This is a genomic window from Solitalea lacus (assembly GCF_022014595.1).
GTDB classification, from domain to species: domain Bacteria; phylum Bacteroidota; class Bacteroidia; order Sphingobacteriales; family Sphingobacteriaceae; genus Solitalea; species Solitalea lacus.
The window spans coordinates 766,034-780,208 of the sequence record NZ_CP091740.1 but is presented as its reverse complement, the minus strand read 5'-3'; the positions used below and the strand labels follow the sequence as shown (position 1 = coordinate 780,208).

Genomic DNA, 14,175 nt, shown 5'->3' with positions numbered 1-14,175 from the left:
GTATGCCTAAACATCGAGAACAAAAAGCCCATCAAGTTCTAGATCAGCTTGCGCTAACATTTGATCAATTGCTGGCCATACGTTTTGCAGTGAATGTAGTTATTGCCACTTGGATTGTTTGGAATTCCTTACAGCTTTTAAACGACACCAACCCCATTTGGGCCATAGCATCAATGGTTGCCGCATCAGACCCACAACCTGAAGAAGCACGCAGGATGTTTAAAGCCCGGCTTACCAATGTTTTTGTAGGCTGCATAGTTGGGCTATTGTTTCTAATTTTAGGAGGTGCAAAAGAATGGATGCTGCCCGTTGCATTAGGCATAACTGTACTTATTTCCTCCTTTATCATTCGTATTAAAACCATGTGGCGCCAAGCTCCCATTACTGCCGCAGTGGTTATTGCCTCTGGGATAATGCATGGGTCATCACAAATTGGCATTGTTTACGGACTTCACAAAGTTGCAGAGGTCATTTTTGGATGTTTCGTTGGTTTGTTAGTCAGCTGGCTGATGTCGAAATTTTGGATTATACAACCGCCTGACAAAACTCCCAACGAAAAATCAAAAAACTAAGATTCTCATCATTCATTGATGAAAAAATATTTTCTAGACTCTTAATGAGCATCGAAACCCTCTTGCGGCATAATAGGATTCCGCACCATTGTGATACACAAAGACAGTGTTATAACGACGATCACAAAAGATGGCGCCGCCGAGCTTTCTAATATCAGAAGGTGTTACTATCCAACTGGACGTTTTCAAATCGAAATTTCCAAGTTTCTGTAAGGCTTGATATTGCTCTTCGGTTAAAAGCTCAATTCCCATGGCTGCAGCCATGTTAACCGCACTATCTGCAGGTTTATATTCTTTCCTTGACTCCAATGCGGCTTGATCATAACAAACACTTCTGCGGCCTTTCGGACTTTCCGCTGAACAATCATAAAAAATATATTCGCCCGTATTTTTATCCTGACCCACAACATCAGGCTCCCCTCCGGTACTTTCCATTTCATTAAGCGACCACAATTTTTCAGCATTAGCATCCAGCTTTGCTTGCACACTATCCCATTCAAGCCCCTCATGTCGGCCCCTGTTTTTCTCAAAACGGACTTTTAATATTTTGAGCAGCTCTTCACGTTGCTCAGGTAACAATTCCTTTTTATTAGGCATAATCTAATTAATGTTTTTTGCTTAGGTATTTTTCAAGCTTCTCCACATTTGATCCAGTCCCTTTGTCAGTTTTAAAAACTTCAACTCCTGCTTCAACCAATTCAATTGTTTCAAACTAATTCATTTATTTCTCATCGCGGACTAATCATTTAATCCTTTTCCACTGAGGATTTGCGGCATATACTTTTCAATCCTTGACTCTCGGGTTTTTGATTGTTTAGGTTGAGAAAAATGTAGCAGGTATGCTCGCTGCCGCCCCGGCGACAAGGCTTCAAAGGCCACTTTTAAGTCGGGAATTTCAGCTAATTTATGCTGAAATTCCTCAGGAATTGTAAACTCATCGGTCTTTTTAAATTCCACTTTCAAACCGGCTTTTTCAACTTCTAAAGCCTCATAAATATAAGCCTTAATGAGGGCTTCCATCTCAACAATTTCCCTAAGATTGCTGAACCGAATCTGACGGGCCGCCTGTACGTTTTTTGATTGTTGAATTAAAACATCTCTGGCATCCTTCAACAGGGCTCCTTTAAAAAACAAAAGCGCACAGTAGTCTTTAAACGTATGTATTAAAACAATGTTATTTTTCTGAAATGTATAACAAGGACAACCCCACTTCAATTCTTCTGTTAGATTGCAGTCAAGAACGATAAGTCTCAGTTTCTCTATTTCTTCTTGCCATTTTTCGGCGTTATTGAAGAACCAATCAACTTTTGGATTCATGCTATTCATACGGTATGATTGTTTTATTTAAAGGATAGATGGAATATTGTTTCTTTTATTGACTAACCGCTGTAATTCTTCTATCTGCAGGTCTAAAATTCCAAGATATTACAATCAGAGCTAACAATAACAACGAAGGAAACACTTCATTCATTGCACTGCCTGAGGCAATATGTGAAATTACCGCTCCCGACATTGCAAAGAAAAAGCCTGCATATGCCCATTCCTTTAGTAACGGAAATTTAGGAATAAGCACTATTATTACTCCCAAAAATTTCCAAATGGCTAATATTGTCAGAAAATAAATCGGATAACCTAAGTGTGTTATACTTTCTACACCTCCAGCACCCTCTTTCCCTTTAAATAACTGTACTGCTCCTGTTGATACCATTCCGAGTGATAGCCAGATAGTAGCAATCCAATAGATAATTTTATTTCGCTTTGTCATAGTTAGTTAGTTTAATTTATTAACGATGTCTTGTAATCTGTTATGGGCCATATTTATACCTTGAGCAAAAGGTAGCTGCAGTATTTGATTTCTGTGTGCAACCGATTTATACACAACATGCATAGTGAGCTTGCTGGTTTCATCAGTAAGTTGTTCAAATTCTAAAAACTCTAGCTGGGCTGGAAAAGGCATATTCTCCATTTCAAATGTTCGTGTGATTTTGCGGTTCTCTTCAAACTCATGAATTACTCCATTGAACCCGTGTTTATTCCCTTTAGCATCGGTCGTTTCAAATTGCCAGCTTCCATGCTTTTTATTTTCCAATTTCAGCACCTTAGTCCCCATCCATTGCTCAACAATCTCTGGCTCTACATATGCTTTAAAAAGCAATTCCAATGGCAAATCAAACTCCCTTGTTATTACTAGTTCCTGTTTACCGTCTTCGGCATGAATTTTTGTTTTTTGTTCCATATTAGGCTTTTTTTGATGTATAGTTTTTCATGATAGCTTCCAATTTATTAAACCTGTCATCCCACATTTGACGGAATGGTTCAATGAAATCAGCTACTTCTTTCATTTTTTTGGCATTGATGTGATAGTAAACTTCTCTACCGTTTTGTTCTTGTTCAAGCAATTGGCACTCGGTAAGTATTTGCAAGTGCTTTGAAACTGTTGGCCTTGCAGTGTCAAAGTTTGCAGCAATAGCACCGGCTGTCATAGATTGCGAAGCAACCAGTAGCAATATAGCCCTTCTCGTCGGGTCTGCTATAGCCTGAAAAACATCTCTCCTCAGATTCATCATGTAGTTATTTGACTACAAATATAAATGTAGCTATTTAACTACGCAAATTTTTTTGATTATTTAATGCAATAAAAAAGGGCATCAACTTTCGTCAATACCCTATAACAAAAATTCTTATTCAGTCTATACAGTAGCGCTCTCAGTGGCTACTTCTTTGCTTACTTTTTTCACTAAACCTTGCAATACATTACCAGGACCAACTTCGGTAAATGAACTTGCCCCATCAGACAACATAGCTTGTACGGTTTGGGTCCATCTCACAGCACCAGTTAATTGAGCAATCAAGTTTTTCTTAATCACTTCCGGGTCACTTGTTGGCTGAGCATTTACGTTTTGATAAACAGGACAAACAGGCGTATTAAATGCCGTAGCATTAATTGCATCCTCCAACTCAACTCGTGCTGGTTCCATTAACGGCGAGTGGAATGCTCCACCTACATTCAACACCAAAGCACGTTTTGCTCCGGCTTCCTTTAACTTTTCACAAGCAATATTCACCCCTTCAATACTACCCGAAATTACTAGCTGCCCCGGGCAGTTGTAATTAGCCGGAACCACCACTTCATCAATTGCAACGCAAATATCTTCTACTACATTATCTTCCAAACCTAAAATTGCCGCCATGGTTGATGGCTGCAACTCGCATGCTTTTTGCATTGCATTGGCACGTGCAATTACCAGTTTCAAACCGTCCTCAAAGCCTAATGTACCGTTGGCTACTAATGCTGAAAACTCACCCAATGAGTGTCCGGCTACCATTTCAGGCTTAAAGCTCTCGCCTAAAGTTTTAGCCAAAATAACCGAGTGCAGGAAAATTGCTGGTTGAGTAACCTTAGTTTGTTTTAAATCTTCGTCAGTTCCGTTAAACATCACATCCGTAATACGGAAACCGATAATTTCATTGGCTTTTTCAAACAACTCTTTGGCTTGGGCCGAAGTTTCGTATAACTCTTTACCCATACCTACAAATTGTGCTCCCTGACCAGGGAAAACATATGCTTTCATCTATAATTTGGTTTTAAATTGATTCAATAAATAAGTTTAAAAGAATAGCTAACTTAAATGAGCTGCTATTAACTGCATAAACTCATAACGGGTTTTTTCATTATTAATAAACTCTCCGGTAAAGGCTGAGGTGGTTGTTACCGAGTTTTGTTTTTGAATACCACGCATGCTCATGCACATGTGTTTACATTCAATAACAACAGCAACACCCAGCGGGTTCAGCGTTTCTTGAATACAATCACGTATTTCATTGGTTAAACGCTCTTGCACCTGTAAGCGACGTGAAAAGGCGTCGACCACACGTGGAAGTTTACTCAACCCAACAACCTTTCCGTTAGGAATATATGCAACATGTGCTTTACCAAAAAAAGGCAGCATATGGTGCTCGCACATTGAATATACTTCAATATCCTTTACTATCACCATTTGGCTGTATTCCTCGGTAAACATTGCTGATTTCAAGATTTCCTGTGGATCCAGATCATAACCGTGAGTTAAAAACTGAAGTGCCTTTGCCACACGCTCAGGAGTCTTAATTAAGCCCTCCCGATCAGGATTTTCACCAATATCTTTTAAAATATCATAATACTTTTCAGCAATATCTTTGATCTTGTCTTCGTTGTAACGGTCAATCTTTGCATAACCGTCCATCTCGTTTTCTTCCATCATTCCGGAAGCAATTTTTTTAAATTCGTCCATAAGCGTTTTGAGCGTTTAATCACCGAAATATTCAACAAAGTTATTTTCGGTTTCGTATAGTTTAACAGCATGCAACATTGCGCCTTGCTCTTTAATTGGTCCGTTCAGCTGATTGAAAATTTCCATGGCCAACACTTCTGTTGATGCCATTTTACCTTTCATAAAATCAACATCCAAATTCACGTTTTTGTGATCAATCTTATCAATAACTCGTGTATTAATGATGTCACGCAGATCTTTTAAATCAATAACAAATCCTGTTTCTGGATTCACATGCCCCTTGACTGTCACATAAAGTTCATAATTATGCCCATGCCAGTTAGGATTAGAGCATTTGCCAAATACTTCAGCATTTTTCTCTTGGCTCCATTCTTCACGAAATAATTTGTGAGCAGCATTAAACCGCTCCCTACGTGTAATATAAATCATGGGGCAAATATCGAAATTTTTTACTTGGGATGAGCGTCAAACAATTGTGCTAAATTCTTAACTCCTAAACTGGAAAATTGTTTAGTATAATTTCCTTCTATGTATATAGCCCAGGATGTTTATCCAAAGCATTCATTGAATTCTAATTCCATCCGTAATTCTAACATTTTCAAAATATATATTTCCTTACTTTTGCTTCCCATGAAACTTTTAGTTGTTGCAGCTACGCAAGCCGAAATTCAACCTTTTTTAGACACAAAGGCTGATTGCGATGTTTTGATAACAGGTATTGGCATGGTGGCTACAGCTTATCAGCTTACAAAAAAATTACTTTCCAATCGTTATGAACTGGTTATCAATGCCGGCATTGCAGGCAGTTTTGATCGGTCATTAGCACTTGGCTCGGTGGTACAGGTTGCATCCGACTGCTTCCCAGAATTAGGAGCCGAAGACGGAGATCAGTTTATCGACCTTTTTTCATTGGGTTTTGTTGATGAAAATGAAACTCCATTTTCAAACAAAAAGCTTATAAATCCATTTCAAATAGAGGGACTGCAAGTAGTTTCGGGTATTACTGTAAATAAAGTGCATGGCAACGAGGCCAGCATCACGGCCATTCAGCAACGTTTTGCTACCCAATCGGAAAGCATGGAAGGGGCTGCTGTATTATATGTTTGCCTGACTGAACAGGTTAAATGCCTGCAACTAAGAAGCATTTCCAATTACGTTGAAAGGCGTAATCGCAATGCCTGGAATATTCCGCTTGCAATTAGCAACCTTAACCAGGCTTTAATTACTATAGTCAATTCATTTAGTTAAGAACATCGATTAATGGCCCATAGTCTATTAATGATGTTAATTTAAAAACCATGGTTATAGAACCATTTACTATGAATTTAGAGTTATGAAACTAACATTAGGTTTTTCACCCTGCCCTAACGATACTTTTATTTTTGATGCATTGGTCAACAAAAAGATCGACACGGAAGGCTTGGAGTTCGAAATATTTTTTGACGATGTGGAAACACTGAACCAAAAGGCATTTAAAGGCGAACTGGATATTACCAAATTAAGTTACCATGCTTTTGCTTATGCGGCAGATCAGTATGCATTGCTTGACGCAGGTAGCGCCTTAGGTTTTGGCGTAGGTCCCTTGTTAATTTCTAAAACTGATATTTCTGAAGAAACCATGACGGATAAAGATCGGATTGCTGCCTGTTCAGGTCGCGAACCTGTTACCAAATTGGCTTTACGAGTGGCTCAAAAAGTAAACGAACTCAAAATTGGCATTCCTGGTAAGTATACTACTGCCAACTTTTTGTTAAGCCTGGCTTTTCCTATGGCTTTACAAAAACAAGAGTTGGTATTTTCCGAAATTGAGCCTAAACTTTTAAATGACGAAATTGATTTAGGTTTGATCATCCATGAAAATCGTTTCACCTATCAGCAAAAAGGGCTAAAAAAAGTGATTGATCTTGGTGAATATTGGGAACAGCTTACTGGTGCACCGATTCCATTAGGAGGTATTTGTGTTAAACGTGAGCTTCCAGTGGAAATTCAACAGAAAGTCAATCGAATTATTCGCAAAAGTGTGGAGTTTGCCTGCAAAAACCCGAAAGAACCATTGGCTTTTGTTAAGGCGCATGCACAGGAAATGGATGAGGAGGTAATGTATAAACATATTACCACTTATGTAAATAAGTTTTCGATCGACTTAGGTCACGATGGAAAAAAAGCGGTACAAACAATGTTTAACATCGCTGCCGAAAAAGGAATTATCCAATCATCAACCCAAAACCTTTTTGTATCATGATCATTTTAATTGGCGGAGCAGAACAGACGGGAGCTGAAATTGTATCATTTTTGAACACGGCAAACTTTAATGACCTTGTGATAGTGCATGACCATAAAAGTGAGTTGGAAAACGAACAACTTGTGGGAAAACGATACACCAAAAAAATACGTTATAAAGAAACAAGTCGTTTTTTAGCTGCAAATCAATTGCATGTACAATTTGTAATTGTTACATCTGAAAAAGGAATTGATTATGCTGAAGATATTTGGAATGCTTGCATTAAATGGGGTATTCCTTTGATTTTTGCATCAAAAACAGAAAGCAAGTTTGATGAGTTAATTTCTATAAATAGCAAGCAACCATTTTACTGGGCCTCTGTCCGCTACAGTGAAAAAAATAGTGCGCTTTTGCCGAAATTGGTTCTGCATTTGATGGAGAATCGTAAGCAGCCAATACAAATTGACTTAAACAATGAAGCGATCCGGCTTCAGTTTGAACATGTTTAGCCCTAAACAGATATGACTTTACTAGAGAACTTAGCTAAAATTGACAAAGCCCCGTTAGTTGACTTTAATCCGGCTACCGATCGGATGATGGAGGTGAATTTTGATGAAATTGGTGCCGAGTTGAGTGAAGATGTAATTGCTGAAACAAAAAGCTTTACAGAATGGGTTGAGAAAAAACGGATAAGCGCAGGTGCCAAATTTGGTATCGGCGGCTATGATGAATATCGCGAAATTTATAGTCGAAGTGAGCATTTTAATGGTACCGAACCACGTCGTTTGCACTTAGGAGTTGATATATGGGGCCCAGCCGGGACAGCTGTTTACGCTCCTTTAGCTGGCACTGTTCATAGTTTTAAAAACAATAACAATTTTGGTGATTACGGCCCAGCCATTGTGTTAAAGCATAAAATTGGGAATGCTGTAATTCATACCCTGTACGGGCATTTATCTTTAAGCAGCCTGGAAAATCTTGAAGAAGGACAAAAGATTGAGAAAGGTCAAAAAATAGCTGAATTTGGGTTGGATCGTGAGAATGGAGGATGGCCTCCTCACTTGCATTTTCAACTGATTCGAGACATGGGGAGCTTTAAAGGTGATTACCCTGGTGTTTGTAAACTATCAGAAAGGGGAATTTACTTGGCCAATTGCCCTGACCCGGCCCTGCTAATTCAATTCCAATAGCATCTTAAAGAATATAAACATAAAGGCAACCATGGGGTTGCCTTTATGTTTTCAAAGACCCTGAGACCATTTACTATACTTCAAAGCGTTCCTTCATAAATGTTTCCAATGCAAACATCTCATCTCTTAGCTTGGCAGCAAGCAAGAAATCCATTTCTTTAGAAGCCTTCATCATTTCTTTACGAGTGTTTTCTATAGCTTTTTGAAGCTCATTCTTACTCATATATTCCACAATTGGGTCGGATATCAGTGTAGGAATTTCACTTTCTACATAGGCTTGCTGAACACCTCCTCTAAAGTCTATCACCGATGTTTGCTCAATAATGGCCGCTTTTTCTTTTTTCACTGTGCGCGGCACTATACCATGGGCTTCATTATATTTTATCTGTTTCTCACGCCTGCGCATGGTTTCATTGATAGTCCGATCCATAGAATCGGTAATCTTATCAGCATACATAATTACTCGACCATCCTCGTTACGAGCAGCTCGACCAATAGTTTGTATCAGGGCGCGATCAGAACGTAAAAACCCTTCCTTATCTGCATCCAATATGGCTACTAATGACACCTCCGGCAAATCCAGCCCTTCACGCAACAAGTTGATACCTATCAGAACATCAAACTCTCCTAAACGCAACCCGCGTAAGATCTCTACACGTTCCAATGTTTTTATCTCTGAGTGAATGTACCTACATTTAATATTCAGCTTTGCCATGTACTTAGCCAATTCCTCGGCCATTCTTTTTGTAAGCGTGGTAACCAGCACTCGATCACCTTTCTTCACCGTTTTGTCAATCTCATCAAGCAGGTCATCAACCTGGTTTTGCACCGGTCGAACCTCTATAACAGGATCGAGCAAGCCGGTAGGCCTGATTACCTGCTCTATATAAACACCCTCGGTCCTCTCCAATTCATAATCTCCTGGGGTAGCACTCACATAAATGGTCTGATGGGTTAGACTTTCAAACTCATTAAAATTCAATGGCCTGTTATCCAATGCGGCAGGTAAACGAAAGCCATACTCCACCAAAGAAAGCTTGCGTGAACGGTCGCCACCATACATCGCCCTGATTTGGGGAATTGTAACATGGCTTTCATCAATAACTAATAAAAAGTCATCAGGAAAATAATCAAGCAAGCAGAATGGGCGCATTCCAGGCTTACGGCCATCAAAAAAGCGGGAATAATTCTCAATACCGGAACAATAACCCAATTCACGCATCATTTCAAGATCATAATTCACCCGTTCATCCAGGCGCTTAGCTTCCAGCATGCGTTTATCATCAAATAGCTGTTGTTTTCGAACCTCCAATTCCTCACCAATAGCCCAAATAGCTTTGGTCATTTTATCTTTGGGAGTAACAAATAAATTGGCGGGGAAAATAGCCAACTGCTCCATTCTTTCAAGTGTTTTCGCTGAAATCGGATCAATTACACTCAGCTCTTCAATATCATCACCAAAAAATGAAATCCGATAGGCAAAATCAGCATAAGCCGGATACACATCCACAGTATCACCTTTGACCCTAAATGTACCTCTACGAAAATCAGCGGTGGTTCTTGAATACAGAATTTCTACCAACCGATGCAGAAATGCATTTCTGCTAATACGCGTACCAACTCCAATGCGAAATACTGAATTGGCAAAATCCTCTGGATTACCCATACCGTAAATGCACGAAACGGAAGAAACTACAATTACATCTCTCCTTCCCGACATCAGCGCAGAAGTAGTCCGTAACCGCAGCTTTTCAATCTCCTCATTTATTTGCAAATCCTTTTCGATATAGGTATTAGTTGTAGGCATATAAGCTTCCGGCTGGTAATAATCGTAATAGGAAACGAAATAATTAACTGCATTCTCCGGAAAAAACTGCTTAAACTCTCCATAAAGCTGAGCCGCCAAGGTTTTGTTGTGACTTAATATGAGTGTTGGCCGCTGTGTTTGAGCAATTACATTTGCTACTGTAAATGTCTTTCCTGAGCCGGTAACTCCCAATAAAGTTTGGAACTGTTCATTTGCATTAACGCCTTCAACCAATTGGCGTATTGCTTCTGGTTGATCTCCGGTAGGATAATATGCTGAGGTGAGTTGAAATTTCATGTAATTCAAATATAACCAGAAGAAGCTTATCACTTCACAAAGGTTTATAACGATTTTGTTCTTTTATTGTTTAGGTTCCATATAACCGAATTAAGCATTATATTTTCGACCCATTTTCGTTATCTTAGATAAAACATCACTCATTATGATTACTGTTTTTAGCAAAAACAACTCTATAGCCAATCAGTTTCTGGCTGAATTGCGCCATATTGATATTCAAAATGACCGGATGCGTTTCAGACGAAATCTTGAACGCTTAGGAGAGGTTTTCGCCTATGAAATCAGCAAAAAATTGTCCTATGAGGAGCAAGAAGTTATCACCCCGCTTGGTGTTGCATCAGTCCCATTGCTTACTGAATTCCCCGTACTGGTAACCATACTTCGGGCTGGCCTTCCATTGCACCAGGGCCTGATGAACTTTTTCGATAAATCCGATTCAGGTTACATCTCAGCTTATCGAAAAGCAAAAAAAAACAATGACTTTGAGATAAAAATGGAGTACTTTTCAACTACTGACCTCAGCGATAAAACAGTAATCGTTTCTGATCCGATGATTGCAACCGGTCAGTCTATGGTGATTGTTTGCAAAGAGTTACTTGCCCGTTTTGACATTAAGGAGCTGCATTTGGTAAGCGTTATTGCAAGCACTGAAGGCATCTCTCATGTGAGATCTAACCTGCCTAAAGCATTCCTATGGCTTGGCGCCGTTGATGAGGAACTTACCTCTAAGGCTTACATTGTTCCGGGGCTGGGAGATGCCGGAGACCTTTGCTTTGGAGAAAAACTCTAGTAATGAGTTTAAAATTACTTTAAAATTACCGCCCCTAATTCTTGAGAAATATCCTTTTTAACCTGCGTTAGTTGCATGTGCAATGTTTGCAGAGCAATGATCTCATCATCAGTTGTTGCAGTTTTCATCTTCTCTTGATTTTCTTTGATCAACCGCATTACCTTACGCATTTTTATATGAAACACAGCGCTTAACACCGCCTGCTTTAATTTCGACTTTTCATCGGGGACAGGAATCTCATGCATTTTCTCCCAGTTTTCACTCAATGAATGAGGCGATGTTAATAGAGTTGCCGTTAGATTTCTGATTTCATTATTAGGATGATGTATGAAGAAACGCTCATCAATAACTTCTCCTTCATTTACTTTAAAACGGGTTTCTTCAAAAAAAGTACCATATAAAGCATTACCAAACTCAATGTCATCCAAAGCGTGTATCAGAAACTGCGCGATTGTCAAATCCTCTTCCCAAACTTCTCCACAATAATTAACCAGCAATCGTACAATTTCTTCTTCCTGAGGGTCCTCATTATTCACTGAGATTTCCTCTTTTACCTGCGCCTGTATTTCAAGTCCATACAATTCTTCTGGCGAAGGTTCATCTGGTGGAAAATTATCTGAGCGGGGAGGCTTTTCTTTAGCCTGAGCATTTTTAAGCTTAAGCTTATTCAGCTCAGAAAGCAAAATGCGCTCTTCCACCTGCAATAAACGACTGGTTTCTGAAATGAAAACAGATGCCTTAATGCTATCCGGAATTTTAGCAATACTTTCAACAATATCACGAATAACTTCAGCACGTTTTAGCGGATCATTATTAGCGTCTTGTAATAGTATTGATGTTTTAAAAAGAATGAAGTCTTTTTGATTTTCCTTAACGTACTCTCTGAAGGCTGTTCCTCCGACACTTTTCACATAAGAATCCGGATCATGTCCATCTGGAAATAACACCACCTTTACATTAAGCCCTTCCTCAAGAATCATATCAATTCCGCGCAGAGAAGCTTTAATACCGGCAGCGTCACCATCATATAAAATGGTTACATTTTTGGTAAATCGATTTATTAACCTGATTTGCTCAACAGTGAGAGAGGTTCCCGAGGAAGCAACCGCATTTTCTATACCCGATTGATGAAGTGAAATAACGTCGGTATAACCTTCGGCCAGGAAACAATTATCCTCATCACGTATTTTATTCTTGGCAAAATAAATACCGTATAGCGTCTGGCTTTTGTGATAAATTAACGACTCAGGTGAGTTTACGTATTTGGCAGTTTTATCACCGGTTTTTAAAACACGTCCACCAAAACCAATAACGCGCCCTGTAAGGCTGTGGATTGGGAAAATCACCCGACCTTTATAGCGATCAAAAGCTTTCCCATCATCTTTTTTAATGGTTAGCCCCGTTTTAACAAGGTATTCTTCATTATACCCGGCTTTTAAAGCACCTTGTGTAAAATCATCCCACCGATCAATACAATAGCCGAGTTGAAACTTTTTCATCGTTTCTTCCCGAAAACCACGCTCTTTAAAATAGCTTTGACCTATATTGATTCCTTCTTCACGATCAAAAAGAGTTTCAGAAAAATAGTTACGCGCAAATTCATTCACAATGAACAAACTTTCACGTTCATCATTAATAGGAGATTCCTCCCATTTGCGATCTTCTTCTATTTCAATCTGATATTTGTTGGCCAACCACTTAAGCGCTTCCGGATAGCTAAACTTTTCCAGTTCCATTAAAAAGGTGACAACACTGCCGCCTTTTCCAGTACTAAAATCTTTGAAAATTTGTTTAGCCGGAGAAACCGTAAATGAAGGAGTTTTCTCGTTGGCAAAAGGACTCAGTCCAACGTAGTTAGCTCCCCTTTTTTTAAGATTCACAAACTCGCCGATCACTTCCACAATGTCGGCAGCATCCATAATTCTATCTACGGTATCTTTTGTAATCAATGCTTTTGATGGTTTGCTGCAAAGTTGCTAAGTTTTATCAGATTTTTAAGTGTTTGGCTTTTAAAATATTCAGCCTGTGGCTTTCATTGTTTGGCGTCAAACAAACAATACTTACTGAAGCTACTTTTTATTGTACCCGTAATGCTTTACGTTAAAAGCTGCTATTTCCTTTTTCTTAAAAGGCACATCCCAGTTTCCGTTGTAGCTGATGCGAACCGGCAATAAGTCATCATTAACGTAATTCATTTCAATATTCATCTTAACATCAAAACTAAAAGCCATGTTATCGTAGCTCATATCAATGTAACGGCCTACAATTTGAAAAGTTCGCTTGTCAAAAATGGTGGTTAATTCTTTTATCATAACCTTATCTGAATTGACATACTCAGGTTTGGCAGTACACTTAAACCTGTAAACAGGAAGGTTACCCATGTAAGTTCCGCTAAAGAATTTATAGTCGTAATACTTACGCATTTCAGGCTCAAAGATGGCCGTCTTTTCACTTACAAACGGAACCCCCTTAACTGGCTTCCCAGGACTGAAAATCAATACTTTCAGTTTATCTTTATATCCTTCTTCACTTTTTTCACTTCTACCAGGAGTAGTACTTGTAAATTCTGTACTGTTCATGTTCTCAAAAATATAGCTGAACATTTGAACCGTAAACAATTCGTATTTGCCATTTCGCTTATAAATCTCCCCACTGTCAAGCTTATTTATCACTTTCTGAGCATAATTAGCTCCAGTATTATCATGGTAGATTTTTTTATAGATATGTGCTGACCTGTTATATTTTTTATCGAACGTTACAATGTCATTTTCGGCAAAAAAGTTGTATTGCTTCATCTTTTTGAAACCCATATAAAATACCGTATCGTTTAAGATTTCGTCTATAAAATCCTGAACGAACAAGCCTTTCTTGCCTGTAACAACAATAGCTGAGTCGAGCTGAAAATTTAGAATAGTATCTGGATTCAACTCTTTTATCGACTTAGGTTGTTTTTTAATTTGAGCAAATAGTGGATTGATAAAAGAAAATAACGCGACAATTACAAAAAGCCTCTTCATGAAATACCGT

The 14,175-nt window shown here is 38.8% G+C and carries 17 protein-coding genes; 6 read left to right on the top strand and 11 right to left on the bottom strand.

From position 1 onward, the window contains the following. Positions 1-2 precede the first annotated feature (2 nt). Positions 3-572: an FUSC family protein gene (locus L2B55_RS03315; protein WP_237848872.1), complete on the top strand. Its 570-nt coding sequence runs from the start codon at positions 3-5 to the stop codon at positions 570-572. Between the two features lie 33 nt (positions 573-605). Here L2B55_RS03315 and L2B55_RS03310 read toward each other — a convergent pair whose 3' ends face one another. From L2B55_RS03310 to L2B55_RS03275, 8 genes are all read right to left on the bottom strand, one after another. Then, positions 606-1,169 (bottom strand): DUF4256 domain-containing protein, encoded by a 564-nt coding sequence (locus tag L2B55_RS03310; protein ID WP_237848871.1) that lies wholly within the window; start codon positions 1,167-1,169, stop codon positions 606-608. Between the two features lie 141 nt (positions 1,170-1,310). Continuing rightward, positions 1,311-1,889, bottom strand: a complete 579-nt coding sequence (locus L2B55_RS03305) for a YdeI/OmpD-associated family protein (RefSeq protein WP_237848870.1) — start codon at positions 1,887-1,889, stop codon at positions 1,311-1,313. Positions 1,890-1,944: 55 nt separating this feature from the next. Further along, positions 1,945-2,337: a DoxX family protein gene (locus L2B55_RS03300; protein WP_237848869.1), complete on the bottom strand. Its 393-nt coding sequence runs from the start codon at positions 2,335-2,337 to the stop codon at positions 1,945-1,947. Positions 2,338-2,343: 6 nt separating this feature from the next. Then, positions 2,344-2,808, bottom strand: a complete 465-nt coding sequence (locus L2B55_RS03295) for an SRPBCC domain-containing protein (protein ID WP_237848868.1) — start codon at positions 2,806-2,808, stop codon at positions 2,344-2,346. Between the two features lies 1 nt (position 2,809). After that, positions 2,810-3,136: an ArsR/SmtB family transcription factor gene (locus L2B55_RS03290; RefSeq protein WP_237850321.1), complete on the bottom strand. Its 327-nt coding sequence runs from the start codon at positions 3,134-3,136 to the stop codon at positions 2,810-2,812. 126 nt (positions 3,137-3,262) lie between these two features. Next, entirely contained in the window at positions 3,263-4,144 is an 882-nt protein-coding gene (fabD, locus tag L2B55_RS03285; RefSeq protein ID WP_237848867.1) for an ACP S-malonyltransferase, read from the bottom strand. Positions 4,145-4,192: 48 nt separating this feature from the next. Next, complete coding sequence (gene folE, locus L2B55_RS03280) at positions 4,193-4,843, bottom strand: GTP cyclohydrolase I FolE (RefSeq protein ID WP_237848866.1); 651 nt, start codon at positions 4,841-4,843, stop codon at positions 4,193-4,195. A gap of 15 nt (positions 4,844-4,858) precedes the next feature. Next, on the bottom strand, positions 4,859-5,272 hold the full coding sequence (locus tag L2B55_RS03275) for a 6-pyruvoyl trahydropterin synthase family protein (protein ID WP_237848865.1): 414 nt from the start codon (positions 5,270-5,272) through the stop codon (positions 4,859-4,861). 201 nt (positions 5,273-5,473) lie between these two features. On the opposite strand from L2B55_RS03275, the gene mqnB reads away from it, so the two are divergent. The 4 genes from mqnB (at position 5,474) to L2B55_RS03255 (ending at position 8,254) form a co-directional block, all read left to right on the top strand. Beyond that, a complete protein-coding gene (gene mqnB / locus L2B55_RS03270; protein ID WP_237848864.1) occupies positions 5,474-6,091 on the top strand; it encodes a futalosine hydrolase in 618 nt (205 codons plus the stop codon). An 85-nt stretch (positions 6,092-6,176) separates the two neighbouring features. Continuing rightward, positions 6,177-7,085, top strand: a complete 909-nt coding sequence (locus tag L2B55_RS03265; protein WP_237848863.1) for a menaquinone biosynthesis family protein — start codon at positions 6,177-6,179, stop codon at positions 7,083-7,085. Then, entirely contained in the window at positions 7,082-7,573 is a 492-nt protein-coding gene (locus tag L2B55_RS03260) for a Rossmann-fold NAD(P)-binding domain-containing protein (protein WP_237848862.1), read from the top strand. The genes L2B55_RS03265 and L2B55_RS03260 overlap by 4 nt, the downstream gene beginning before the upstream one ends. A 12-nt stretch (positions 7,574-7,585) precedes the next feature. After that, positions 7,586-8,254, top strand: coding sequence for a peptidoglycan DD-metalloendopeptidase family protein (locus L2B55_RS03255; RefSeq protein WP_237848861.1), 669 nt, complete (start codon positions 7,586-7,588; stop codon positions 8,252-8,254). Between the two features lie 73 nt (positions 8,255-8,327). Here the strand turns inward: L2B55_RS03255 and uvrB are convergent, their stop codons facing one another. Further along, positions 8,328-10,358: an excinuclease ABC subunit UvrB gene (gene uvrB, locus L2B55_RS03250; RefSeq protein ID WP_237848860.1), complete on the bottom strand. Its 2,031-nt coding sequence runs from the start codon at positions 10,356-10,358 to the stop codon at positions 8,328-8,330. Between the two features lie 145 nt (positions 10,359-10,503). Here uvrB and upp point away from each other — a divergent pair, with 145 nt between their 5' ends. Further along, entirely contained in the window at positions 10,504-11,148 is a 645-nt protein-coding gene (upp, locus tag L2B55_RS03245; RefSeq protein WP_237848859.1) for a uracil phosphoribosyltransferase, read from the top strand. A 14-nt stretch (positions 11,149-11,162) separates the two neighbouring features. On the opposite strand, the gene dnaG is transcribed toward upp, so the two are convergent. After that, complete coding sequence (gene dnaG / locus L2B55_RS03240; protein ID WP_237848858.1) at positions 11,163-13,097, bottom strand: DNA primase; 1,935 nt, start codon at positions 13,095-13,097, stop codon at positions 11,163-11,165. A gap of 120 nt (positions 13,098-13,217) precedes the next feature. After that, the gene (locus L2B55_RS03235) at positions 13,218-14,165 is read right to left on the bottom strand and encodes a hypothetical protein (protein WP_237848857.1); all 948 of its coding nucleotides are present in this window, start codon (positions 14,163-14,165) and stop codon (positions 13,218-13,220) included. Positions 14,166-14,175: the final 10 nt, after the last annotated feature.